At 42.3% G+C, this 26,111-nt stretch carries 22 protein-coding genes and 1 rRNA gene; 10 read left to right on the top strand and 13 right to left on the bottom strand.

Annotated features, from left to right (window positions below; translation table 11 throughout):
• Nucleotides 1-47 precede the first annotated feature (47 nt).
• A complete protein-coding gene (pheT, locus tag B1202_RS05465) occupies nucleotides 48-2,429 on the top strand; it encodes a phenylalanine--tRNA ligase subunit beta (RefSeq protein WP_078189574.1) in 2,382 nt (793 codons plus the stop codon).
• On the top strand, nucleotides 2,426-2,722 hold the full coding sequence (locus tag B1202_RS05460) for an integration host factor subunit alpha (protein WP_004649746.1): 297 nt from the start codon (nucleotides 2,426-2,428) through the stop codon (nucleotides 2,720-2,722). Before pheT ends, B1202_RS05460 begins: the two co-directional genes overlap by 4 nt.
• A gap of 281 nt (nucleotides 2,723-3,003) precedes the next feature.
• Here the strand turns inward: B1202_RS05460 and B1202_RS05455 are convergent, their stop codons facing one another.
• The 3 genes from B1202_RS05455 to trxA all read right to left on the bottom strand — a co-directional run bounded on the left by B1202_RS05455 (nucleotide 3,004) and on the right by trxA (nucleotide 5,581).
• The gene (locus B1202_RS05455) at nucleotides 3,004-3,249 is read right to left on the bottom strand and encodes a hypothetical protein (protein ID WP_078189573.1); all 246 of its coding nucleotides are present in this window, start codon (nucleotides 3,247-3,249) and stop codon (nucleotides 3,004-3,006) included.
• A 412-nt stretch (nucleotides 3,250-3,661) separates the two neighbouring features.
• The gene (rho, locus tag B1202_RS05450; RefSeq protein WP_067731074.1) at nucleotides 3,662-4,930 is read right to left on the bottom strand and encodes a transcription termination factor Rho; all 1,269 of its coding nucleotides are present in this window, start codon (nucleotides 4,928-4,930) and stop codon (nucleotides 3,662-3,664) included.
• Between the two features lie 324 nt (nucleotides 4,931-5,254).
• Nucleotides 5,255-5,581, bottom strand: coding sequence for a thioredoxin (gene trxA / locus B1202_RS05445; RefSeq protein ID WP_078189572.1), 327 nt, complete (start codon nucleotides 5,579-5,581; stop codon nucleotides 5,255-5,257).
• Between the two features lie 266 nt (nucleotides 5,582-5,847).
• Here trxA and ppx point away from each other — a divergent pair, with 266 nt between their 5' ends.
• The 5 genes from ppx to B1202_RS05420 are packed head-to-tail and all read left to right on the top strand — an operon-like array spanning nucleotide 5,848 to nucleotide 10,957.
• Entirely contained in the window at nucleotides 5,848-7,368 is a 1,521-nt protein-coding gene (ppx, locus tag B1202_RS05440) for an exopolyphosphatase (RefSeq protein ID WP_078189571.1), read from the top strand.
• 33 nt (nucleotides 7,369-7,401) lie between these two features.
• Nucleotides 7,402-8,226: an acetyl-CoA carboxylase carboxyltransferase subunit alpha gene (locus B1202_RS05435; RefSeq protein ID WP_078189570.1), complete on the top strand. Its 825-nt coding sequence runs from the start codon at nucleotides 7,402-7,404 to the stop codon at nucleotides 8,224-8,226.
• A complete protein-coding gene (tilS, locus tag B1202_RS05430) occupies nucleotides 8,163-9,539 on the top strand; it encodes a tRNA lysidine(34) synthetase TilS (RefSeq protein ID WP_078189569.1) in 1,377 nt (458 codons plus the stop codon). The genes B1202_RS05435 and tilS overlap by 64 nt, the downstream gene beginning before the upstream one ends.
• Nucleotides 9,536-10,366 carry a pyrroline-5-carboxylate reductase gene (gene proC / locus B1202_RS05425; protein WP_078189568.1) on the top strand — a complete coding sequence of 277 codons (831 nt, stop codon included), beginning with the start codon at nucleotides 9,536-9,538 and terminating at the stop codon, nucleotides 10,364-10,366. The genes tilS and proC overlap by 4 nt, the downstream gene beginning before the upstream one ends.
• A gap of 27 nt (nucleotides 10,367-10,393) precedes the next feature.
• Nucleotides 10,394-10,957 (top strand): YggT family protein, encoded by a 564-nt coding sequence (locus tag B1202_RS05420; protein WP_078189567.1) that lies wholly within the window; start codon nucleotides 10,394-10,396, stop codon nucleotides 10,955-10,957.
• A 156-nt stretch (nucleotides 10,958-11,113) separates the two neighbouring features.
• On the opposite strand, the gene polA is transcribed toward B1202_RS05420, so the two are convergent.
• Nucleotides 11,114-13,879, bottom strand: a complete 2,766-nt coding sequence (polA, locus tag B1202_RS05415; RefSeq protein ID WP_078189566.1) for a DNA polymerase I — start codon at nucleotides 13,877-13,879, stop codon at nucleotides 11,114-11,116.
• 163 nt (nucleotides 13,880-14,042) lie between these two features.
• On the opposite strand from polA, the gene B1202_RS05410 reads away from it, so the two are divergent.
• Nucleotides 14,043-16,829 (top strand): DUF2339 domain-containing protein, encoded by a 2,787-nt coding sequence (locus tag B1202_RS05410; RefSeq protein ID WP_078189833.1) that lies wholly within the window; start codon nucleotides 14,043-14,045, stop codon nucleotides 16,827-16,829.
• Nucleotides 16,830-16,951: 122 nt separating this feature from the next.
• Here B1202_RS05410 and B1202_RS05405 read toward each other — a convergent pair whose 3' ends face one another.
• Nucleotides 16,952-17,875 (bottom strand): mechanosensitive ion channel family protein, encoded by a 924-nt coding sequence (locus B1202_RS05405; protein ID WP_078189565.1) that lies wholly within the window; start codon nucleotides 17,873-17,875, stop codon nucleotides 16,952-16,954.
• A 9-nt stretch (nucleotides 17,876-17,884) separates the two neighbouring features.
• Nucleotides 17,885-18,706 (bottom strand): hypothetical protein, encoded by an 822-nt coding sequence (locus tag B1202_RS05400; protein ID WP_078189564.1) that lies wholly within the window; start codon nucleotides 18,704-18,706, stop codon nucleotides 17,885-17,887.
• Between the two features lie 100 nt (nucleotides 18,707-18,806).
• Here B1202_RS05400 and gspE point away from each other — a divergent pair, with 100 nt between their 5' ends.
• Nucleotides 18,807-20,294 carry a type II secretion system ATPase GspE gene (gspE, locus tag B1202_RS05395; protein ID WP_078189563.1) on the top strand — a complete coding sequence of 496 codons (1,488 nt, stop codon included), beginning with the start codon at nucleotides 18,807-18,809 and terminating at the stop codon, nucleotides 20,292-20,294.
• Nucleotides 20,295-20,350: 56 nt separating this feature from the next.
• Here gspE and B1202_RS05390 read toward each other — a convergent pair whose 3' ends face one another.
• The 7 genes from B1202_RS05390 to B1202_RS05360 form a co-directional block, all read right to left on the bottom strand.
• Nucleotides 20,351-20,701 (bottom strand): hypothetical protein, encoded by a 351-nt coding sequence (locus tag B1202_RS05390; protein ID WP_078189562.1) that lies wholly within the window; start codon nucleotides 20,699-20,701, stop codon nucleotides 20,351-20,353.
• Nucleotides 20,702-20,874: 173 nt separating this feature from the next.
• Nucleotides 20,875-21,267, bottom strand: a complete 393-nt coding sequence (locus B1202_RS05385; RefSeq protein WP_078189561.1) for a DUF4951 domain-containing protein — start codon at nucleotides 21,265-21,267, stop codon at nucleotides 20,875-20,877.
• 202 nt (nucleotides 21,268-21,469) lie between these two features.
• Nucleotides 21,470-21,895 carry an organic hydroperoxide resistance protein gene (locus B1202_RS05380; RefSeq protein ID WP_078189560.1) on the bottom strand — a complete coding sequence of 142 codons (426 nt, stop codon included), beginning with the start codon at nucleotides 21,893-21,895 and terminating at the stop codon, nucleotides 21,470-21,472.
• 95 nt (nucleotides 21,896-21,990) lie between these two features.
• On the bottom strand, nucleotides 21,991-22,815 hold the full coding sequence (locus B1202_RS05375) for a carbon-nitrogen hydrolase family protein (RefSeq protein ID WP_078189559.1): 825 nt from the start codon (nucleotides 22,813-22,815) through the stop codon (nucleotides 21,991-21,993).
• A 32-nt stretch (nucleotides 22,816-22,847) separates the two neighbouring features.
• Entirely contained in the window at nucleotides 22,848-23,366 is a 519-nt protein-coding gene (gene gigB, locus B1202_RS05370; RefSeq protein WP_078189558.1) for an anti-anti-sigma factor GigB, read from the bottom strand.
• Nucleotides 23,367-23,478: 112 nt separating this feature from the next.
• Nucleotides 23,479-24,447 carry an RsbU family protein phosphatase GigA gene (gene gigA / locus B1202_RS05365; RefSeq protein WP_078189557.1) on the bottom strand — a complete coding sequence of 323 codons (969 nt, stop codon included), beginning with the start codon at nucleotides 24,445-24,447 and terminating at the stop codon, nucleotides 23,479-23,481.
• A 98-nt stretch (nucleotides 24,448-24,545) separates the two neighbouring features.
• Nucleotides 24,546-25,502, bottom strand: a complete 957-nt coding sequence (locus tag B1202_RS05360) for a VacJ family lipoprotein (RefSeq protein ID WP_078189556.1) — start codon at nucleotides 25,500-25,502, stop codon at nucleotides 24,546-24,548.
• A gap of 535 nt (nucleotides 25,503-26,037) precedes the next feature.
• On the opposite strand from B1202_RS05360, the gene B1202_RS16525 reads away from it, so the two are divergent.
• A 16S ribosomal RNA gene (locus tag B1202_RS16525) occupies nucleotides 26,038-26,111 on the top strand; the annotation flags it as partial.

Genomic DNA, 26,111 nt, shown 5'->3' with positions numbered 1-26,111 from the left:
AGGGAGTTAGAGGGGGATTAAGAATTTAGATATATAGGTTTTTATAAATGAAAATTAGCGAAAATTGGTTGCGTACATGGGTTAACCCAGCCATTGATAGCGATACACTTTCTGACCAACTGACCATGTTAGGTTTAGAAGTTGATGATTTATCTCCTGCTGCAAAACCATTTACAGGTGTAGTAGTCGGTGAAGTTTTAACAGTGGTTCAACATCCCGATGCTGACCGTTTACGTGTCACTACCGTAAACATCGGTTCAGGCGAACCGTTACAAATCGTTTGTGGTGCTCCAAACGTACGTGCAGGGATGAAAGCCCCTGTAGCAACCATTGGTGCTGTACTTCCGGGCGATTTTAAAATCAAAAAAGGCAAGCTTCGCGGTGTTGAATCACAAGGCATGCTCTGCGGTGCGTCTGAAATTGATCTTGAAGACAAAATCGACGGTCTATTAGAGCTTCCTGCGGATGCGCCTGTGGGCACCAATATCCGTGAATATTTAAGTCTTGATGACCATGTGATTGATATCAGCATCACGCCAAACCGTGGTGACTGTTTCAGTATTCGTGGTATTGCACGTGAAATTGGTGTGATTAACCAACTCCCTGTGACTGCACCAGTGATTACAGAAGTTGCTGCAACCATTAGCGATGAAAAAAATGTCGTTGTTAGTACGGATGGTTGCCCACGTTATTTAGGTCGTGTGATCAAAAACGTTAATACCAAAGCACCAACTCCTGAGTGGATGGAACGTGCATTGGCTCGTGCAGGCATTCGTCAGCACAGTATTTTGGTCGATATTACCAACTACGTTTTAATGGAGTTGGGTCAACCTTTGCATGCATTCGATGGCGGTAAAGTTGAAGGGTCAGTTCGTGTACGCCAAGCAACAGCAGCAGAAAAATTAACGTTGTTGAATGAACAAGAAGTTGAATTATCTGAAAACGTGATGGTGATTGCAGATGATCAAAAAGCCTTGGCGATTGCAGGGATTATGGGTGGCCTAAGTTCAGCCGTATCTGACGATACCACTGAAATTTTCCTTGAGTCGGCGTTCTTTGATCAACTCTATATCGCAGGTCGTGCGCGTAGTTTTGGTTTGCATACCGATGCATCTCAGCGTTATGAACGTGGCGTAGACTTTGAATTGCCGATGACGGCAATGCACCGGGCTTCACAGCTTATTGCTGATTTAGCTGGTGGTGAGTTTGGCCCAATTACTGTGGCTGAAAAAGTTGAGTTATTACCAAAACGTGAAGCCATTGAACTGAACCAAGCACAAGTTGATCAACTGCTCGGTTATAAAGTTGAATCTACATTTATTACTGATGCTTTAACGCGTTTGGGTTGTAACGTTACTGTGAAAGCAGAAGGTGAGTGGACAGTTGTGCCGCCATCACACCGTTTTGACATGGCGATTTATCAAGACCTCATCGAAGAAGTGGCACGTATTCACGGTTACGACAATATTCAAATCAGCTTGCCAGTGATTGATGTCAAACTAGCGAAATACCAAGACCAATTTGAATTGGTTCAGTTACGTCAAACTGCAGTGGCTTTGGGTTATCAAGAAGCAATTAGCTTTAGCTTTGCAGATGCGAAACTAGAGAAACAATTGAATCCACAGGTTCAACCACTAGCGCTTGCAAACCCGATTTCTAGCGACCTTGCAGTGATGCGTTCAACCTTATTATCAAGTTTGATCCCATGTGTGCAATACAACGTGAACCGTCAGCAAAACCGTGTGCGTTTCTATGAGCTTGGTCTACGTTTTGATTATCAAGGTGCGAACAGCATTCATGATTTGAAGCAAATCCCAACGTTTGCATTGGTTGCAACAGGTTCACGTACGACGGAATCTTGGCATGGTAAAGCACAGCCAATGGATTTCTTTGACTTTAAAGGCGATGTAGAAGAGATTTTAAATTCTGCACGTTTAAATGTTGAATATGTACGTTCAGAGCGTACGTGGTTGCATCCAGGTCAATCTGCTGAAATCTTAGTCAATGGTCAATCAATTGGTTACTTCGGTCGTTTACACCCATCTTTAGAAGATGAGTTGGATTTGGCGACAACTTGGGTAGCTGAGTTGGATCAATCGGCTGTTTTGCAAACTTATGTATCTAATTTTACAGAATTATCACGTTTTCCGTCGGTTCGACGTGATATTGCGCTTTTAATTAGTGATAAGATTAATGTTAGTGAAATTCAGCAACTTATCGAAAAAACCGGCGGTGAGCTTTTAGACGCAGTTTGGTTATTCGATGTGTACACTGGTCAAGGTGTCGAAGAAGGCAAGCGCTCATTGGCATTTGCAATTCAATGGCAACATCCAACACGTACATTAGAAGATGCTGAAATCAAAACCGGTATGGATAACATACTTCAGGTGTTGGAAAACACTTACCAGGCGACATTGAGGGCTTCATGACAGCATTAACAAAAGCAGAAATGGCTGATCATTTAAGTGAGCTCACGAGTTTAAACCGTCGTGAAGCAAAACAAATGGTCGAGTTATTCTTCGATGAGATTAGCCAAGCGCTAATCTCTGGGGAACAAGTTAAACTCTCTGGTTTCGGTAACTTCGAGTTGCGTGATAAACGTCAACGCCCAGGCCGTAACCCGAAAACGGGTGAAGAAATTCCGATTTCTGCCCGTCGTGTAGTGACCTTCCGTGCGGGACAAAAATTCCGTCAACGTGTTGGAAATGAGCAGATCGATTGATCTGCTTTTTTTTGCCTTTGATTTAGTAGGCGCAGTGTTCATCATCTATCGCACAAGTCATGTTGAAGAATATTCGTTTTAAAGTGTGACGATATATTTGAGTTGAGTTGTCGTAGAGATTGATTGTGGCTTTCTTTTAGCTAAATCTTTAGTTTTTATTTTTCAATAAGCATGGGCTTAGTATTTTGAATTTTAGCTATTATTATTAACTAGGGTCTAAAGTTTGAGGCAATAAAAAGAGAGCCAAAGGGCTCTCTTTTTGTGCTGAATAATCGGTTAGATTATTGAGCTTCAGAAGCAGCAGCAGTAGCTTCAGATGCAGCAGCAGTAGCTTCAGAAGCAGCAGCAGTAGCTTCAGAAGCAGCAGCAGTAGCTTCAACAGCAGCAGCGTCAGACGCAGCAACTACTTCAGAAGCAGCAGCTTCAGATGCAGCAGCAGGAGCAGCTTCTTCAGTTTTTTTAGCACAACCAACGAAAGCTAAAGTAGTAGCAACTGCAGCAGCAATAGCGATTTTTTTGAATAACATGGCATCACTCTCTAAAATATGAGATTAAAAAATAACCTGCGTTAGTCTGTTGTGTGCTTTTATTATGCCTAATTTGAATAGGTATTAAAAATGCATAGAGCAGTCTAACTGGTCTGCGTGTATGCTATCACTGAGTATTTTGAAATGCTACTAGCGCCTTTGAAAAAACCGTGAAAAATAGGTGAAAAACGACCATTTTTTAACAGAAAATAACAATTAAGAGAAAGATTTATATTGGGGAAATAGCAAATAAACCACTAAAAAGAATAGGGTTTTTTAAAATATATTTTTTATAATCATCAACTTGAAAATAAGTTTACATGGAAATCCATCAAATGTTTCTTTGTGTAACAGAAGTCAACCAAATAAAAAGGCCATCGTTATAGATGGCCTTTTCAGTCAAACATTCAACTTAGTTGGATGCTTTACGTTTCATTTGATCAAAGAAATCATCATTGGTTTTGGTTTCTTTCATACGATCAAGCAAGAATTCCATCGCTGCAAGTTCGTCTTGTGTATGAAGCAATTTACGTAAAATCCAAACTTTACGTAGGTTATCTTCAGACATTAGGCGCTCTTCACGACGTGTACCTGATTTTTTGATGTTCATCGCAGGGAACACACGTTTTTCAGCAATACGACGGTCTAGGGTAATTTCTTGGTTACCTGTACCTTTAAATTCTTCGTAGATCACTTCATCCATCTTACTGCCAGTTTCAATCAAAGCAGTTGAGATAATTGTCAGTGAACCACCTTCTTCAATATTACGTGCTGCACCAAAGAAACGTTTTGGACGTTCTAAAGCATGGGCATCCACACCACCAGTAAGAACCTTACCAGATGATGGAATCACTGTGTTGTACGCACGTGCTAAACGAGTAATTGAGTCAAGCAAAATCACCACGTCTTTTTTGTGTTCTACAAGACGTTTAGCTTTTTCAATCACCATCTCTGCAACTTGTACGTGACGAGCTGGTGATTCATCGAATGTTGAAGCAACCACTTCACCACGAACAGTACGTTCCATTTCTGTTACTTCTTCAGGACGTTCGTCAATCAGAAGGACAATCAAGAAACATTCAGGATTGTTACGAACAATCGACTGTGCGATGTTTTGTAACAACATGGTTTTACCGGCTTTTGGCGGTGCAACGATAATTGAACGTTGACCTTTACCAATCGGAGCAACCAAGTCAACCACACGCGCAGTTAAGTCTTCAGTTGTACCATTACCTAATTCCATCACCAATTGTTCAGTTGGGAATAACGGTGTTAAGTTCTCGAAAAGAATCTTATTACGTGAGTTTTCTGGTGTGTCGTAGTTAATTTGATTAACTTTTAATAATGCAAAGTAACGTTCGCCTTCTTTAGGGGGACGAATCGTACCTGTAATAGTGTCACCAGTACGAAGGTTAAAGCGACGGATTTGTGATGGGCTCACATAGATATCGTCAGGGCCGGCTAGGTAAGAACCCGCTGCAGAGCGTAAGAAACCAAAGCCGTCCGACAGAATTTCTAGAACGCCATCACCAAAAATCTCTTCGCCGTTCATTGCGTGGCGCTTTAAGATGGCGAAAATAATGTCTTGCTTACGGTTACGAGCCATTCCTTCGAGGCCCATAAACTCGGCAATCTTGATGAGTTCGCCAATCGGTTTTTTCTTGAGTTCGGTTAAGTTCATAGGTGGTCAGATAGAATCTAAAATTCTGAGGTACAGGTTGGAAAAGGGAGCAACAAATGTGCCGCGATCGTGCAAGAAACGTTAGCAATTGGTTTGCACAAAACAATTCAGAGATCTGATTCGTTATATGAAGAGAGATGTGAAAAACAATTCTGTTGCCGAGCGGCATTTTATGTGTTGTGTGTTGTAAGAAAATGACAGGATTTGAGATCCTTTATTTCTTGAGTAAGCAATATAAGAGAGAACACAACATTTGTCAATTTATCAGGCAAAAAAATACGCTGTATAAAACAGCGTATTTCCATGGGTTTTTATCGAAAAATATTAGATGTTTTCTTCGATGAAAGCTGTCAATTTAGATTTTGGTGCAGCACCGACTTGAGTTGCTACAACTTCGCCGTTTTTAAACATTAATAATGCAGGAATGTTACGGATGTTGTAGTTCACTGCAGTTTGTTCGCAAGAAGTTACGTCTACTTTAACGATTTTAACTTTGCCTTCAAACTCAGTTGAAAGTACTTCAAGTACAGGTGCAATGGCTTTACAAGGAGCACACCAACCTGCCCAGAAATCTACAAGTACAGGAGTATCAGACTCTAGTACGTCAGCTTGGAAGTTTGCATCAGTTGTATTTACGATATTGCCAGACATGGATTTTGCTCCGGATTTAATTTTTAAGTTGACTCTATGCTTATAAGTATTACATAGCCAACTATAACAATGTAGGGGGTTATGTAAATTTTCGACCTGAATGGTCAGTTTGTCTAATGGATGATCACGATGCCGATGATCGTGTATGACTATCATTAGTTCAGATAAAAAAACGATAAGTTCCGTTCGAACTACTCATAAATGGCTTTTAAATTGCATGTATGTGAATTAATCTAAGCACAATTCTGAACAGGTTTTTTTGAATAATGTCTGATTTTTTGATTGATGAAGAATTACTTGCTGCTATCGATATGGGATCGAACAGCTTCCACTTGGCTATCGCACGTGTAGACCATGGTGAAGTGAAAAAAGTTGCATCAATGTCAGAAAAAGTACAGCTTGCCGCAGGTCTAGACGAAAATAAAAATTTGACTGAAGCCGCACAGCAACGAGGATTAGCCTGCCTAGCACGTTTTGTAGGGCGTTTAAATCCTGTCCAAGCCAACCGTTTACGTATTGTAGCGACCAATGCCTTGCGCCAAGCAAAAAATGGTCATGAATTTATTCAAAAAGCCGCTGAAATTTTACCGAAGCCGATTGAAATCATTGCTGGTCGTGAAGAAGCCCGTCTCATTTATTTGGGGGTTTCACATACCATGGCGAATAGTGGTCGCCGTCTAGTGATTGATATCGGTGGTGGCTCAACAGAGCTGATTATTGGTGAAGAGTTTGAGCCGATTCATACTGAATCCGTGCAAATGGGCTGTGTTGCTTTTACCAAAGCGTTTTTTGCCGACGGTGAAATTAACCTGAAAAGCTTTGATAAAGCAGTGAATGCTGCTCGTAAGGAAATTGCAGGTATTGCCAATACCTATAAAGCCGCGGGCTGGGATACTGTTGTTGGTTCAAGCGGTACGATCAAAGCGTGTCGTCAGATTTGTGTCAATATGGGCTGGAGTAACGATCAGGAAGAACTGACGCGTGACGGTCTATTTAAACTCAAAGATAAATTGCTTAAATATAAGCATGTCAATGAAATGGAATTTGATGGTCTAAAAGAAGACCGTCGAGCAGTTTTGCCAGCCGGCATTGCCATTTTATATGCCGTCTTTGATGTGCTGAATATCGATAAATTAGTTTATTCGGATGGCGCATTACGTGAAGGCGTGATGTATGACCTCTTGGGTCGTTTCCAACATGAAGATGTTCGAGATCGTTCTGTACATGCGTTGATGGGGCGTTACAACGCAGATGTGAAACAAGCAGAGCGTGTGGTCAATACCGCGCAACAACTGTTTAATGGTGTGGCGACCGCACTGAATTTGACCAGTGATGACAGTGATTTACTGCGTCGTGCCGCGTATTTGCATGAAATTGGTTTAGCGATTAGTCATAGTGGTTACCATCGTCATGGTGCCTATTTACTGCAACATTCGGATATTCCAGGTTTCTCGCAAATTGATCAAAATCATTTGTCACATTTAGTGGCGCATCATCGTCGTAAGTTACGTAGTGATGCACGTGTCGATGTGATGAAAGTCGGTGGTAACAAACTTGTTTACTTATGTCTATTGCTTCGTTTAGCAGTTTTATTAAATCATAGTCGCAGCGATGAGATGCTTCCTGCCATTGAATTAAGCGTGGACAATGCGCAACAATGGCAACTTAGTGTTTCTGGTGATGCCAAACAGTGGCCTTTGTTAGTTGCAGACTTGCATGATGAGCAAGTGCAATTTAAGCATTGGGATATTGAACTGAATATCCAGTCGGAACAATTTATCAATTAACAGACCAGTTAAGTTAGGGATAATGATCGACCTATGAAAAATAAAGCAGCTCAATCTAAAGCCTGGACTACGGTTCAGATCGCACGTCATCCTGAACGTCCGCAGTTTTTGGATTATGTTGGCGAAATTTTTACAGAGTTCGATGCTTTGCACGGTGACCGCCTATTTGGTGATGACGGCGCGATGATTGGTGGTTTGGCTCGTTTAGATGGTCAGCCTGTGATGATCGTAGGTCAGCACCGTGGTCGTAGTACACGTGAAAAATTACAGCATAATTTTGGAATGAGTAACCCAGAAGGTTACCGTAAAGCACAGCGTTTATTGGATATGGCGGAGCGTTTTAATCTGCCCGTCTTTACCTTTATTGATACCATGGGTGCATACCCAGGCGTGGGTGCAGAAGAGCGTGGTCAGGCTGAAGCGATTGCAACCAGCTTAGCTCAGCTTTCTTCACTTAAAGTGCCTGTGGTGGCAACGGTATTGGGTGAAGGTGGTTCGGGTGGTGCGCTCGGTATCGGCGTAGCTGACCGTGTGATTATGCTATCTCACAGTATTTATTCAGTGATTTCACCGGAAGGCTGTGCATCTATTTTGTGGAAAACTGCAGAAAAAGCAGAACAAGCAAGTGAAGCATTGGCATTGACGGCAGATAAATTGCAGAAGATGGGCATTGTGGAATACGTGGTGGACGAAGCGGAAGGCGCACATTTAAACCCTGAAAAAGTCATGCAGGATTTGAAAGTGGTCTTGAAGCAAGCTCTAGAAGAACTGCAACCAATGGATGCAAACGAACGATGCGAAGCGCGTTATCAGCGTTTAATGAAGTTTGGCAGCGACAATTTAGGGCTGACTGCTTAAGTCAAATTCAGGCGCTGCCTGAACAAAGCCGATTTTTAATAGGATGTAGTGGTGGCATGGATTCCATGTTGCTGCTGCATCTTATGTCGTTTTTGTGCCCTGAAAAAATACGGGTAATTTATATTGATCACCAACTGCAAACGTGTAGTCACGCTTGGGGTGAATTTGTACGTGCTCAGTGTGCAGCGCTGAATCTTCCATTCATCATACAAAAAGTTCAGGTTGCGCAAGGTAACCTTGAAAATCAAGCACGCTCGGCCCGCTATCAAGCCTTTGCTCAACATTTACAAGCAGATGAAATATTGGTACTCGCGCATCATCAGCAAGATCAAGCCGAGACACTGATGTTGCGGCTACTTTCAGGTGCGGGTGTCCATGGCCTTTCTGCCATGAAAAAATTCGATGTGCGTGAAGATTTTACATTATGGCGTCCGCTATTAGATCTTTCACGTGAGCAAATTTGCCAATGGGCAGCAAAGCTGCATGTGCAAAATATTCAAGACCTCACCAATTTTGATACCGACTATGACCGTGCGTGGAGTCGTGAAATTTTGTGGCCACTACTCAGTAAGCGATTTCCTAAAATGCAGCAAGCTCTGAGTCGAACCAGTTACTTGATGCAAGATGCTGATGAAATTTTATATGAGGTGTTGCAACAAGATTTAGCGGCCTGTGGTTCATCGCAAGCGTTATCTTTGGCGGCATTACAACAGCTCAGTCAGGCACGTCAGCGTCAGTTGTTATCACACTGGATGAAAGGTGAGGGGCAATATCGTCCAAGTTTTGAAATGGTACAGCGTTTAGTTTCAGAAGTGATTAATTCACGCGAAGACTCGCAAGCGGCATTACACTGGAATGGATTTTATTATCTGCGCTTTCAACAACAACTTCATCGAATTGCCAAAGCGGATTATCTGCCAGTAAAATCCATTCAAGAGGTTGAGGTTGTAACTTGTGTTGCAGGTCAGTGCCTCAAGTTGCCTGCAGGACATTTTGTGATTCAACCCTCAGAGCTTGGCTTATCACCTGAATTATTGGGGCAGCAACTGCAGATTCGCCCACGTCTTGGCGGCGAAAAAATTCATTTATATGGTCGTGTCGGAAGTTGGCCCTTGAAAAAAGCCATTCAGCAGGCGCAAATTTTTCCATGGCAGCGTCATACTATTCAAATATTAAGCCGAGATAATGTTATGCTAGGCGTCTTTACGCCTCAGGGCTTTTGGTTGGCGCAGTCTGAATTTTGTACTCAAGCTGGCTGGCAACCAACATTATCTCTTAACGCTAAATCTGCAATATCGGATCTTCAATCATGAGCGCAATTCTAAATTGTAATATCAGTTTCATTGGTGGCGGCAACATGGCACAGGCTTTAATTGGTGGCCTAATTGCACGTGGTGTCCCGACTACACGTATTACAGTTTCAGATCCCGTAGAAAAAGTACGTGAGCTTTTGGCTGAAAAAGATTTGCATGTGACGGATGATAATGTTGTAGCAATTCGAGATGCTGACATTGTTCTTTTTGCAGTTAAACCTCAGGTGTTGGCAAAAGTTTTGGCACCATTACAAGGTTTGCTAGAAGGGAAGTTAGTGATTTCAATTGTTGCAGGTGCAGAAATTGCAACGATTTCAAAATTATTAGGCACAGAGCGTATTGTTCGTGTCATGCCAAATACACCGGCTTTAGTTCAAACCGGTGCGCATGGTTTATATGCAGGTGAAGCAGTTTCAGCTGAAGATCGTGATCTTGCAAGTCAAGTTTTGGCTTCAACTGGTTTAACACTTTGGGTAAACTCAGAAGCGCAAATTGATGCGGTCACAGCTGTTTCTGGCTCAGGTCCTGCATACTTTTTCTATATGATGGAAAGTATGATCCGTGCAGGTAAAAACATGGGCTTGGATGAAAAAGTGGCTACAGCACTAACCTTGCAAACTGCATTAGGTGCCGCACAAATGGCGATTACCAGTGCCAACAGTCCTGCGGAGTTACGTAAAAATGTAACCTCTCCAAACGGTACAACACAAGCTGCGATTGAAGTATTTGATCGTGCTCAGATTTCACAAAATATTCAGGCCGCTTTAGCAGCAGCGCAAAAGCGTAGCCAAGAATTGGCACAAGAGTTAAGCGAAAGCACCAAATAATTCGATTTGATTTAGGAAAGTTCAAGTATGGGCTCTGCTCAAATTTTTGGAATCATTATTAACGTTGCAATTTTGCTCGTATTTTTCCGTTTTTTAATGCAGCTTGCTGCCGTGAGTCCATATAACCCTGTGGTTTTGGCAACAGCAAAAGCAACAAAAATTGTCGACATCTTTAGCCGAATTTTCCCAACTTTGGCCAAAGGTCGAGTGAATACCGCAGCATTGGTGTTGGTGGTGATTCTGTATTTGTTAAAAATGTTTGGTTTGATGTATTTGTCTGGCGTGGCAGTGAATAGCCCATTCCATCTGATCATTATGACCTTTGTGACCATGATTCAGGATTTAATTCGTTTCTGTCGTTACTTAATTTTTGCATCGATTATTTTGAGTTGGGTCGTGATGTTTAGTCAGTCACGTTCGCCTTATATTGAAGTGGTTCAAGAATTGGCAGAACCGCTACTTGCACCATTCCGTCGTATTCTTCCAAATATGGGGATGATTGACTTGTCGCCCATTTTTGCGATTTTGGCATTGTTGGTTGCGGAAACCATTATGAAACAAGTCGCAATTGCATTATTGACTGGTCTTTAGTCTGAGCTAAGACGAGTTAAATTAAAAAGGACGCCGAGGCGTCCTTTTTTGTGGATTTAAAATGCGGTGTAAAACAATAAATATCTACGAGGAGATATCTCACCTCCATCCAACCTTCCTCCTAGAGGGAGAAAGGCGTGAATGAACGTGAATGAATTAGTGTGCTTCGTCCCAGTTATTACCTTGACCCACTTCCACAATCAGTGGAACGGAAATTTTCAACACAGACTGCATCACTTCAGCCAGTTGGGCAGAGAGTTCGTCAGCAATTGCAGCATCAACTTCAAACACCAATTCATCGTGTACTTGCAGTAACATTTTGGCTTGATCTTTCGGTAAGATTTTATCGACGGCAATCATGGCCAATTTAATAATATCCGCCGCAGAACCTTGTAGCGGCGCATTAATCGCTGCACGTTCAGCACCTTGTTTCACCATTTTGTTGCTCGCCATAATGTCCGGTGTATACAGACGACGACCTAAAATGGTTTCCACAAAACCTTGTTCACGTGCGACTTGGCGAGTACGTTCCATATATTCCAAAACACCTGGGTAGCGTTGGAAGTATTTACCAATATAGTTACGTGACTCTTCACGAGTGAAACCCAACTGACGGGTCAAACCAAATTCAGACATACCATAGAGCAGGCCGAAGTTCACCGCTTTGGCTTGACGACGTTGGTTGCTGGTCACTTCATCGAGTGGAATGCCCAAAACTTCTGCCGCAGTACGTTTATGTACGTCTTGTCCATGATTGAAGGCATCGACCAATGCATGATCTTGCGAGAAATGTGCCATTAAACGTAATTCGATTTGCGAGTAATCGGCTGCCAATAAAATGCGACCTTCAGGTGCAATAAAGGCTTTACGGATTTGACGTCCAATATCTTCACGTACAGGAATGTTTTGCAAGTTTGGATCTGTGGATGACAGACGACCTGTAGCCGTTAAAGCTTGGTGGTAACTGGTATGCACACGATGTGTGTCATTATTCACTTGCTTTAACAGACCATCGGTATAAGTGCTTTTCAGTTTAGAGAGACCACGATATTCCAAAATTAGGTCAGTAATCGGATGATCGATTTTCTCTAGAACACTTTCACTGGTACTGTACTGACCTGTAGAGGTTTTTTTACCACCTTTTAAGCCTAATTTATCAAACAGAATCTCGCCAACTTGTTTTGGTGAGCTGACATTGAAGCTTTGACCCGCAAGATCGGTAATTTCGGTTTCTAAATTTTGAATGGTATTGGCAAATTCCACACCAAGTTGGTCGAGGAATTCCATATCTAGCTCAATGCCGTTTTCTTCCATAGAGGTCAGAACACGGGCAACTGGCATTTCAATATTGTGCAAAATATTGATCAGTTCCGGATGGGCTTGTAACTTCTTATCGAGTACTTCATACAGACGATAGGTCACATGGGCATCTTCTGCGGCATAATGGGCTGCCGTTTCGAGCTCAATTTGGTTAAAAGTCTTTTGTTTTGCACCTTTGCCGGCCACTTGTTCGAACGTCGTTGTGAGATGACTTAAATACAAACGCGCAACATCATCCATTCCATGACGAGTTGCCACAGAGTTAAGGACATAAGAGGCCAACATGGTATCGAAATACCAACCTGCCAAATGAATGCCATGATTTTCTAAGACATGTGCATCATACTTGAGATGATGACCAATTTTTTGTACGTCATTATTTTCAAGTAAAGGTTTGAGTTGATTCAGGATTGTGTCGCGATCAAGTTGTTGCGGCGCACCTTCATAATCATGCGCAAGCGGCACGTAATAGGCATCATGTGCATCTAAAGCCACCGAGAAACCTACAATCTGCGCCACGCGGTAGTCAAGGCTAGTGGTTTCGGTATCAAAGGCAAAACGCTTTTCAGTGCTCAGACGTTTAAATAACACATCCCAATCTTCTTGGGTCAATACCGTGTGATACCGAGCTTCACCAAGTAAATCATCAACACTGGTTTTGTCCGCTTGATCTTCCACTTCAGGTGCATTGGCTACAGTCGCCGTGGTGTTGATTGCTTTGGCTGCTTGTTTGTAGGTTGCACCATTGGGGTTGTTCGGATGATCTAATGACTGCAGTTGGTTACGGAATTCTAGTTCCGTATATAAATCACGCAGTGCTGGAATATTTGGATCAGCAAGTTTCAGATCTTCGTATTTAAGGCCCATGTCGAGATCACAAACAATGCTCGCCAGTTGGTGGTCAAGAGTAATCCCTTCGACATTGTCTTTAATGTTTTGACCGACTTTACCTTTAATACTGTCGACATTTTCTAAAATGCCGCCAATCGAGCCGTATTCGGTTAAAAGTTTCGCTGCCGTTTTTGCACCAACACCGGGTACACCACGGATGCCGTCAGAGGCGTCGCCCATCAGCGTAAGGTAGTCAATGATTTGATTCGGCCACACCCCAAATTTTTCAAAAACACCTTGAACATCCATCGGTTTGTCTTTGAAGCTGTCTTCTAAAGTGACACGCTCAGTAACGAGCTGCGCCATGTCTTTGTCACCGGTGGAGATCAAAACTTGATGACCGGCTGCTTCAGCGCGTTTGGCTAAAGTTCCGATAATGTCATCGGCTTCAGCACCCGGCAACATATGCAGCGGAATTCCTAGAGCACGAATTAATGCATGAAGATATGGAATTTGTTGTGATAACTCTTCAGGCATGCTTGGACGGTCACCCTTATAAATCGGGGACAATTCATGACGGAAGGTTGGTTCAGGTGTATCGAAAATAACGGCCATATGCGTCGGTTGAATACGACGCATTAATTTTTGGATGGCAGAAATGGCACCTCGGATTGCATTGGTATGCAAACCGGTTGAAGTGGTTAATGGTGGCAGTGCATGGTAGGCACGAAATAAAAAGTATGAGCCATCGACCAAGACAAATGGTGGCATGGATAATTTCCTAATCCTGAAAACGGTTTTATTGTACGTGATTTTTTGCCCGTACGCTGAGTCTAGATTGTATATGTAACTTACCGAATCACTGATGAATAGTTTTAATCCATCGGTCAGGCTCATGTATCATCAAAACATTCAGGAAAATGACGAAGCAGGTATGCTGAAACAGAATAATGAAATCAAGATGATTTGGTTGATGACGCTGATCATGGTAGGGATCGGGGCATGGTATTTAGATGTCCGAATCCTGAGTTATATCAGTGGTATCGGTTTTATGCTCAGTGTGATGAATTATGTCGATGATTTGCAGCACGGCGCTGATGCACTGAGCTCATCCAAACAACCATTTCAAGTGACATCAAAGGTTCCGTTATATATTGCATCGTTATTAACGGTCGTTGGACTGTTAACAGAATTGGGATATTTAGTTGCGATTGGGATAAGCCTGTGGGTCTATTTTTTTCTGCGTTGGCTGAAACGATTAGAACGTCAGCTGCATCTATTGCAAGGACGTGCGCTTCAGTCGCAATCGAGTCATGCAGCTACTTCAATATCAGCGCCTACAATAGACCGTCCTGAAATTTTTGATTCTGACAATACACCATTTGTACATCCCGCGACGGCAGTTGGTACAGCTAGACATCAGGCAGTAGTCAATTCATCGTCTACTAATACACCATCCAAGTCTGCGCCAAATCTATCTAGTCAAATTCAGCAATGGCTTTTCCAAGGCAATCCCGTGTTAAAAGTGGCTGTACTGGTCTTGGTGATTGGCGTGGTGCTATTACTTAGATTTGCCACAGAGCATTGGCAACTAAGCTTGGCCATGAAGCTGTTGATTGTGAGTTTGATCAGTGCTGGTGTTGTCGGACTAGGATATTGGCTGCAAGCCAAAAATCGAAGTTTTGCCTTGGCGCTAGAAGGTTTGGGTCTTGCAGCGCTGTTTTTGACCTTATTTTTTGCCTATTACAATGCGGTGATTGCGGGCTTTGGCATGGCCTGTGTACTGTATGCAGTGCTTATGGCATTGACGATTTGGCTCAGTTTGAAACAACAGTCGGTAGAACTGGCGATCATGGCAATGCTGATCGCCTATCTTGCGCCATTTACCTTGCCTGTTCGTGATGCAACTGCAACGGAATTCATCGCCTATTATCTTGTAATTAATCTGGCTGTTGCGGTCATGAGTACTTTAAGACCGTGGAAATATCTGAATCAAATCGCATTTTTGATGACGGTGATTATGGGTGGTGGATATGCTTTTTACCACGGATACACCACCGAACGTCAGATGATGAGCGTGCTGGTTTTAGCCCACGCTGCGATTTTTATTTGGCTGGGTTTTCGTTTTAGTCAGTTATTGGCAAAACAAGATCTTGCGCATTTTCAGCTTAAACCTGCCTTGGATATTGCACTGATTTTTGCTGCACCAGTGCTTGCTTATCTGGCATTGTATTTGATGTATTTTGAGGAAACGGTATGGCAGGCGGGGTATAGCTTGCTATTCGCGGCGCTTTTTGCCGTACTGTATAGCATCAGTAAACGTAGTGCTGTGATTCCACTGATTGCACAAAGTTATTTGAGTTTGACCTTAATTTTCTTGGCATTGATTCCACCAATAGTATTGAAAGAGCAGTGGAGTGTGGTCGGTTGGGCAGTTGAAGGTGCGTTGATATTTATATATGCCTTATACAAGCAGTCCAATATCAGCCGTTATTTAGGCATGGCGCTCTTGGTGATGGCGGGGTGTTCAAGTCTGTATTATTTGGTTCAACTGCCACATTTCCCTGCACAGATGTATTGGGGCGTGTGTTTGAGCTATTTGGCGGCCATTATCGTGACGCATGCTGTTCCTGCATTTCATAAACAGCTTTCCAGTTCGAGTATTGCCTTTCAATGTGTGCAAATGCTCTCAGCAACCACCATGTTCATCATGCTGCTCTTAGATTGGCTGCAGAGTAGTCATCAATTGGCCTTGAGTCTATTGATCGTCAGTGTGGCTTATCTGGTGGTGAATGAAGGTTTGTTAAAACGAAAAGCTTCGTGGAGTTGGTCCATCATTAAATGGACGGGTCTAGTGCCTGTCTATGTGATGGGGCTGTACCAAGTTATTTCAGTGAGTGAGAACGGTCAGCTAATTTGGCATTCAACGATGGAGCAGATTTATTTTGCATTCGCTGGGCTGAGCTTGACGCTGCTTTGGCTACGACCATTACTCGGTGTGCGTGAAGAAAAAGAATGGGTCAGTCTCGGAATTTTAAGCAGCTTGGCGTGGACCAGTCTGACGCTGATACCCAGTATGCCGTATATCAGTGTGGTAATTTTGCCGCTGATATTTTGTGCATGGTGTTATTGGCAAGCGCAACAACCGGCCTGGAAAATGTTTTGGCAAGCGCGTAGCAGCTTGTTTTTGGCTTTGAGTTGGATCATTAGTTCGCAATTATTTAGTCAGCAGGCCTTTGTGGGATATATCTTGCCGATACTGAATCCTTTTGATGCAGTGAGTTTGCTGTTGTTAGCGGCTTTTTTATGGATGTTGAATCAACAGTTAAAAGCTGGTTTAGATCGTAGCTTGGCTGCCGTGTTGAGTGTCCTAGGGCTACTTTGGTTAAGTAGCTATGTCGTACTCCGTGCCTTACATATGTATCTGGATACGCCTTATAACAGTTTAGACATTTGGGGTAATGCGACCATTCAACTGAGTTTTACCGTGCTGTGGGTGTTATTGGCTTTGGTGAGTATGCGCTTTGCCACTCAGCGCCAATTACGTTCAGTTTGGCTACTTGGTGGCAGTATTTTGGTCTTGGTTACTTTGAAATTGGTCTTGCTGGATTTATCTCATGTCGGCACTCTCATGAGAGTAATTTCATTTATGGCCGCAGGTTTTGCCATGCTTTTGATTGCCTATATTGCCCCTATGCCGAATGACAAGATTGAACCATAATGAAATTCTTAAAGGTACGAGATCACTAAGCTGTACAGGTCGATGGCTATAAATAGTAGATGATAAAAAGCCCTGCACATTTGATGATATGCAGGGCTTTTAACATCGGTAACTATAGACCATCATTTGAGTTGAGGCTCTCGTTGAATCTCATGTGCATTGGCATATTGATCGACGTCGGCATCGCTTGCTTGTGTAGAAAGCGGGTGGTCAACAAAACCCATTTTCGGGACAGGGATTTCAATTTTATTTTCGACAAAAGCATTGCGAATCCGTTCCTGCATTTCATCACGGACTTTCAGGAAATTCTCTCTTTGACACCAAATGGCAAAAAGCAATTCAATGGAAGATTCTCGAAAGGCCGTGACGGTCACGGCAGGTTTAGGGTCGGCCAAAACCAATGGATATTTACTGACGGCATCTAATAAAACTTCACGGACTTTGATGATGTCTTCATGAAAGTTAATCGCAAGGGTAATCGGAATTCGCCGTATTGGAAACTTAGACAAGTTATGTACAGGTGCCCGAATCAGTTGTTCATTCGGCAAGCGGACATAGACATTGTCCTGCGTAAGTAATTTGACCGACAGTAAATCAATCGAGATCACTTCACCTTCAATGGTATGCCCACGAATCAGTGTCAATTGAATGGTATCACCAACTTCAAAAGAACCTTCACCAATCAAGAACATCCCGCTGATCAGGTTGGATGCGGACGTTTGCGATGCAAAACCCAGTGCGACCGTTAAAATACCCGCTGCACCCAAGAACACGCTGAGTTTAAAGCCGGCTTCTTTTAAACTGGCCATCACAAAGATTAAAAAGATGAAATAGAAAATCCCGCGACGCCAAACCAACTGTTGATGGGCATTGAAACGCATCCCCACAGTACGAATAAAGGTATTCGAGATAAAACGGGCAATCAGAAAGCCGATGACTGCCAGTAAAACAGCCACCAATAATTCCGTCAGCCGATCGGTATTGAGATTGGCGACCATTCCTTTTAGGCTGCTGGTGATTTCTGTCGAAATATTTAAATCTGCCATGGCTCGCCCTTAGAAAAATGAATCAAACATATTGAACAGCACATTGGCTGACTCGCGTGGCGGATGCAGATAAATCACGTCACCTGCTTGTGGCGGTGTACGGTTTTCAATTTTGACCCGCGGCGGTTTGTCATGACCTTCATGCACGACCCGAATTTGTGAAGTCCATAAACGTCCCGTACTTTCACTATAAAATAATGGCAAAGCCGGTACGGGGACATTCATACGGTCAAAACGAATCTGTTGATTACTCACGTTATGAAACTCAATAGGGGTTACTGCACGAAAAGCACGAGGTTTGAGTTGTTTGAGTTCTGTACGACCATCAACTGCTGTGGCATAGCAAATTTCACCCATTCGATGATTCGGACCAAACCAGGTATCTTTCGGTAAAATTACAGGTATATCAAACAAAGGTTCTTTGAGACCTTCGACAAAGCCAGCAATCCACAGCGGTGTGCTGATATACAGCGTTCCGCGCTGTCCCGCAGGAATATAAATCGGATCGACCGGTTTAATCACCACAGAACGATCGGCCAAACGTGGCATGATTTGAATTTTGTCATGCGTCTGGCGGAACATATAACGTTCCATTTTAATGGGTTGTGGAAAACCAAATTCAGGGTCTTGAATCGGATGCCATTGCTGCTCATAGTCAAACTGAAAGGTCGGGCGATGGTATTCCATACGCCACTCTTGCATGCCGCGCGTCACACGAAACAATAAAGACCCAAACTGCCAACTGCGCGGGTGATTCAGTTCAAATTGATATTCCCCCCACCATTTACGTTTTGGGGATTCCTTTTCAGTCAAATCATTTTCTAATGGCAATGCGTATATCCCTTGTCCTGATAAATCCTAAAAACAGACTTCACGCTGTCAGATGCTTAGAGTACACTCAAAACAACTTTTTTCATCATTATAATGCGTGATGCAAGTACTTAAACAATTACAAATACCATATAGTTTTGCCAAACGTCATGGCGTATTGCTTCGATATGAGGGTGATCAAGCTTTTATTGTACGTCGTGACAGCACGCCACTGTTGGCTTTACAGGAAGCACGTCGCTATTTAGGGCATCCTGCACAATATCAATTATGTAGTGAGCAAGAGTTTAATCAATTACTCAGTGCAAGCTTTGCCGGAGATACCGGTGAGTCTCAACAAGTGGCAGCGGGTCTGGAAGATCATCCTGATTTACTCAGCCTTGCGGACTCTGTGCCAGAAGCTGAAGATCTGATGGATCAGGAAGATGATGCGCCGATTGTACGCTTAATCAATGCCTTATTGTCTGAAGCGATCCGTGTCGGTGCTTCAGATATTCATATCGAATCCTTTGAAAAAAAGCTGTCTGTCCGCTTACGTGTTGATGGTCAGTTACGTGAAATTGTGCAGCCACGTCGTGAACTTGCGCCATTGTTGGTGTCACGGATCAAAGTCATGGCTAAACTCGATATTGCGGAAAAGCGAATTCCACAAGATGGTCGTATTTCACTGCGTTTGGCGGGCCGTGAAGTCGATGTTCGTGTATCAACCTTACCGTCTTCCTATGGTGAGCGTGTGGTGATGCGTTTACTTGATAAACAAGCTGGGCGTTTAAACATGACCCATTTGGGCTTGATGCAACATGACTATGATCGACTGAAACAACTGGTGCATCGTCCGCATGGCATTATTTTGGTTACAGGGCCGACCGGTTCAGGTAAAACCACAACCTTATATGCGGCATTGTCTGATTTAAATGATGGCTCAAAAAATATTTTGACCGCAGAAGATCCAATTGAATATCAACTTGAAGGGATCGGGCAGACACAGGTCAATACCAAAGTGGATATGACCTTTGCTCGTGCATTAAAAGCCATGCTCCGCCAAGACCCAGATGTAGTAATGGTCGGGGAGATTCGTGATTTAGAAACTGCTGAAATTGCAGTACAAGCGTCATTAACAGGCCACTTGGTACTTTCAACGCTGCATACCAATACAGCAATTGGTGCAGTGACCCGTCTTAAAGACATGGGGATTGAACCCTTTCTACTTTCAAGCTCTCTGATCGGTGTGGTGGCACAGCGTTTGGTTCGAACCTTGTGCCGTCACTGTGCGACTTGGCATGATGCCGATGATTTTGAAAAAGACTTATTTAGGCATCTCGATGCATCGGCTGAGTTAAAATTGCCTCAACCTAAAGGCTGTGAACAATGCTCGCATACTGGATTTACAGGGCGTACCGCAATTTATGAAATCGTCCCGATTGATGAGCAAACACGTCGCCTTATTCATGGTAATGCTGCTGAGTTTGAGTTAGAAAATCATGTGCGTGCAAATGCGGGTTCAATACGTGATGATGGATTGCGTAAAGTTTTGGCAGGTAAAACCACCATTGAAGAAGTGCTCAGAGTGACGAATGAAGCGGCTGAATAGTCAGTGTGAAATATAAATAAAGCCCCGAAGCCAGTGTAAGGATTCGGGGCTTTGCTTTAGTTAATCTTTTCAAAATGAATTACAGCATCATATGCTTTGTCTGTCAGAGTGAGGTGAGTTGCATCACTCAGTTTCATTTCAATGCTATTACTCTCTTTATATTTCAGCACATCATGACTCACTTCGGCCATACCTGATGAAGCAGTAGAAGTACGCTCAGTTTTATTTTTATCGAGCCAAAATTCGTCTTTAATTTGGTAATCATCGCCTTGTTTGCTAATGGAAAGTTTGCGTAGGCTCTCCGTGTCAGGTGTTTGTTTCCATTCCCCTGAAAAATCAGGCGCAGGTGTTTGGCTACATGCGGCTAGGGCCAAGCTTAGAAAAAGCATCGAAAAGTATGTTTTCATTGTAAAGTCCTGAAAATGATTTTAATTTTTTTATGGATGTATAGTTAATTATAGTTTGAATATTAAACATTTTTTAATTTTATTCATTATTCTTTCTATCGAATGTCTCATGATTTTTTATTTCTAATTTGAACTAAAAACAGCCCAAAAATATGGGCTGTACAGTCTTTCACTTACCACAAACTTACAATTTTCTTCATTAATTCAGCACGAATGGGCGCGGTTGGGTTACCTGCATTGCGCTGCGTTTCATTTTCATAAAACTTTTGCCAAGTTTGAACCATCTCTAAAGTGACATCTTGAGTTTTAAGCTTTTCAACGTCAGCTTTGGTGATATTGGCTAAGCGCGCTGCAGCACCTTCTGGGCCTGTACCCCAACCAATGATGCCTTGACCATAGGCAGGTAAAGACATGTTGTTCGGTGTTGGTGGTAGCGCAAGACGTTGAATATCTGGATTAACCAAAGATTTAATTTGAGGACGGACTTTTTCAGACAGGGTTAATTCGGCAAAACTTAGTGTGGATGCGCTGATGAGCAATGTACTGATAAGGAGAGGTTTAAGCATCATAGATCAACAAATGAATGTAAATAAGAATCGTTATATATTTTAGCAAGGTTTTGGTAGCTGAATATGAATATTTAAATGTATTGGAAATGGATAAGGTTTATTTTGAGCTCAGCTGTAGATTTGTAGAAGTCAAAAAAGTTCAAAGCACTATTTTATAAGGAATTAAAACAGTGCTTTGTATAGATAGCTGAAAATGGATTTAAGTCAAAACATTTAAAGTGACATTAATATTGTTTCGGGTGGCATTTGAATAGGGGCAAACAATATGTGCAGCATCGACCAATTTCTGTGCCTCGCTTGCATCCATACCTTCAAGATGAATATTGAGCGTCACTTCAATACCAAATCCTGTTGGAATAGGGCCGATACCCACATCACCCTCGACGTAGGCAGCAGGGGCGATCGAAATTTTATCTCGGTTTGACACAAATTTCATTGCACCTAAAAAACAAGCTGAATAACCAGCGGCGAAGAGTTGTTCGGGATTTGTACCATTACCTGTACCCCCCATAATTTTCGGCACCGCCAATTGAACATCTAAATGCCCATCGGACGTCGTTGCACGACCATCACGACCACCAGTGGCTTTTGCATGGGCTGTATAAACTGCTTTTTCTAAAGTCATTTTTCTAATCCCTCAGATGATGGTTCAAATTCATATCGTGGGGGATTTTGCTTAAATAATATTCAGTTTTTTTGTAATTTTATACAGGGTGAAAATCAATATTGAACCAAAACACGGTGCTGCATCAGTGGCATGGATGCGCGAATCTGTTGCTGCTCATCTAAGTCAAAAGGAACCGTGAGTAGTTGAGCGGCTTCTTCTGCGGTGATTGCTAAAATTTGACCACGGCTGTTGCTTGCTCCAGCATGCCCCCAAGTTTGACGTTTTTCACCATGCCAACCTTGTTGTGCTGCACCTAATACAGCACATTGACTATCCATAGCACGAGCTTGCAGTAAGAGCTGCCAGTGCATTTCACCCGTGGTATAAGTAAAAGCCGCAGGCGCAGTTAATATATTTGCGCCTTGGGTACGAAGTTTTAAAGCCAGTTCAGGAAAGCGCAAGTCGTAGCACACCATCAGGCCAATATTGCCAAAAGGTGTTTTTGCGACCACAGTTTCAGTACCAGGTTCAAAGAATTTTGATTCTTGATAGCCACCTACAGCATCACCAACTTGCACATCAAATAAATGAATTTTGTCATAACGTGCTTCGGTGCGTTCAGGGCTGATACACAGGCTAACAGTACGGACACGGCCATCTTGAATGATTGAACCATCTGGACGATAGGGGCATGGGAGTGTACCCGCAACAATCCAAAGTTGATAACGATGTGCGAGTTGTTCTAGTCGCTGCTGAATACTTTCAAATTGCGCCGCGGTTTCGCGTTGTTTACCTGCGGCAAAGCAGACAAAATTTTCGGGAAATACAATGAGACTCGCACCTTGAGCCTGACTTTGTTGCATCAATGATTCGATCACTTTGAAGTTATCTTCAATGTCATTTTGAGAATTCATTTGTGCAACGGAAAGTAAAGTCATGCGAAGAGGGTCTCTGCTGTGATTAACCTAAATTAGACATTTTGCTGCTTGGGTTGCTCTAGATTGTCCTGCTCTTTTTGCAGTTGTTTGACCAAAGGCTCAAACATATTTTGGTTGCTATCATTTAGTTTCATCAGCGTTTTGTGTGCATCTAAAACCGTATTCAGCATATTGCTATGGGTAATGTGTTCTTCCATAAGTGCGCGAGTGCATACACTTGGATCACCACAATAATTCAAAATAACAAACACTTGACCTAAACCCATGCTATTGGCAAGCGTTGTGATATCAGAGTTTGTAGACAACATTACCGCTTGGATATGGTGAACTTGTTTGAGCTTCAAACCCAGTTTCGCCAAAATGCCAAGAACAGTACTATCGATAAATGTCGTTTGGGTTAAATCAACGATTGCACCGACGACATTTTGTTGCTGTTCAATTTTGTTTAATAACTTGTCTAGACTAATACAAGATTGGGCACGCACTTCGCCAATAAGCTTAAAAATATGCGTTCCGTTCAAGCTTGCATATTCAACATGACCTGTTGACATATAAATGCCATTTGCAGAGAAGGATAGTAAATTATCCCATAGGGGCACAGCTTACTCAAGTAGCCGAGTATGATCAGAAAGTCGTATTCGGTTTAAGTAGTTGATTTCGTGATTAATTGATTCGACGTAAACTTAGGATAGCAATATCGTCAGCTACATGGTCTGGTGCTTGAAATGATTGATTTTGCAAGTGATAAACTAATTGACCTAGCTGTTCATTCAATCCACCATCAAAAGGTTCAAGTGCGCCATCCGAGCAAATTACAAAGCGCGAATAACGATTTAAGGTAAATTCAAACTCTTCAACTTCTAGGTCTTCGGTTAAGCCGAGTGGGAAGCTACTGGTATTTAAAATTCGTGCGGGAAGACCGGGTTCAAACAAAATGGCCGGTGGATAATGGCCTGCGCTAGACCATTTCAAGACATGCGTATCGAGATTGAGTATCCCCGCAATCATGGTAATGTGCTTTTCAATATTTTCTTGAACCAACATGCCATTGAGTTTTTTGATCAACTCTCTTGGGGTTTTTGAACGACCGTGGAAAGCAGCCATCCATGAGGTCAGTAAACTACTCGTCACCCCATGACCAGATACATCTGCGAGATAAAACATGATTTCTTTATCGCTGATTTTCCAGTAATCGTACCAATCACCCGATAAATAAGCAGATGGTTGGAAGAATGTTTCAACTTTATAGTTGTGGAGTTCAATCGGATTGGGTAGTAAACGTTTTTGCAAATCTGCAGCAGAAGGCAGGTCACGGCTGTCTTGATTACGTTTGTATTGCGCATCAATTTTAGTGAGTGCCACTTGAAGGTTGGTTGGAATATGATCCCAAACCCATCCTGCTAAAGCGCCTTGTTGCCAAGCTTGAGCCAGTGCAGCACCTTCATGCTCAAAAGCGAGCACAATGGTGGGAAGTGTCCATTGGTGATTTAAAAAGTCAGCAACATCAGCAATTGCAATGATCGTTGGATCATACAAGTCTAGATCTTCAATGTTAATCATTTGTACGCTAGGAAGCGCATCAAGTACCTGATCTAAATATGGAATATCACGAGTAGGTTGAATGAAATACATAAAGAATTAGATGAATCCTTCGATAGACAATAAGTGTACTATAGCAAGCTAATGATGGCTGGAGGGAAAAACCACACCAGCCAATTGAAAAATTTTATTTATTCAGTTGTTACCGTGTCGGTATCATCTGAACTGCTATCATCAATGAAATCGGTAGAATCATCAGATGAAACATCTGTTGAATTATCTTCAGATTCATCAATATCGTCATCTTCTTCATCAATAAATAAGTTTTCTTCAGCAATACCTTTTTTCTCAGCAATAGAATAGTTCAGGCGTTGCAAATAGATATCACGAATTTGAGCGTATTTATCACCTTGCAATACACCTTCGATATCCAGTAATTGAGCGCGAGTATCGATTCCACGTAAAGTTTGCTCAGACCAATACGCCACATCATGACCATCAAGCATATATTTCTGTGGACGTCCTTGACTATCTACAGCTAGACCGACGGTTTGGCGCAATGTGCTTGGACCAAGCACTGGTAGAACAATATAAGGACCAGAAGGAATACCGTAATAACCTAAAGTCGCGCCAAAGTTTTCATCTTCTGTTTCTAGACCTAGACGGCTTGCAGGGTCAGCAAAGCCTAAAGTTGTCAGTGTATTAACAGTAAAACGCCCCAAACTTTTTGCGGCACGTGTCGGTCGCCCTTGGATGAGTTGGTTAAATGCATTCCAAGGTTCGCCCAAATTTTTACGGAATAAACGATAAGATTCACGAATATCCTTTGGGGTTTTTGCTACATATTGCACAGCAGCAGGGCGGGCAATATGGACATCTAAATAATCATTAAATGCGTAAACTTTCCGGTTGATCGGTTGGAAAGGGTCTTTATCTTCTTCTGATTGTGCTGCATTTGCATTTACAGATAATTTTTTTGCAACTTCAGATGACTTGACCATCGCAGCATGCGCAAGTTGTTGTGTTTTTGATTTATTGGCAGCTTCTGAGTCTTGAGCAACAGGTGCTGAAGCCTCGTCATTTGCAAATACAGGTGTTGTTACGACAAGTGACAATAATCCTGCATATAAAAAAGAAGTTTGGCGCATATATAGTCCTGACGCTTTTAGCGCGGCAAAATGTTTGCCGTATAATAAGTAAAAACGTTCAAATAATCCTGATTTATTACTATTAAACCAAATTTGATCAAAATATGAATGAAAAAATGTAATTTGAATGAAAAATGTGCGCTCAAAATAATTATTTTAAAAAAGGTGTTGCGTTGGATCAGAAATGCTGTAGAATGCACATCCATCGGCGGTGATGAAGATTAAAACTTCTGATAAAACAATAACTTGGTTGAATTGATTAAGTTGGGTTTTAGAAAGGAAGTTTAAAATAATTTGAATTACCGGTTGACTCTTTAGAAATAAAGAGTAATATAGCCGACCTAGCTTGCTGGTGACGAACCAACAAGAAGATCATTAAGAGATTATGAAGAACAACTTGTGTGGATTTTTACTGATTGATTGATCGAAATTATTTTCATTGATTAATGGTAGAAATTACTCGAAGTTTATTTGAGCAAATTTTTGTCAGTAATTGATGAGCCAAGATTGGTACACTATATGTACTATTGATTTTAAACTGAAGAGTTTGATCATGGCTCAGATTGAACGCTGGCGGCAGGCTTAACACATGCAAGTCGAGCGGGAATA

It is taken from the genome of Acinetobacter amyesii, assembly GCF_002018365.1.
In the GTDB taxonomy this organism is placed as follows: Bacteria; Pseudomonadota; Gammaproteobacteria; order Pseudomonadales; family Moraxellaceae; genus Acinetobacter; species Acinetobacter amyesii.
Note: the sequence above shows the minus strand (reverse complement) of the source record. Positions and strands in the feature narration are given on the sequence as shown.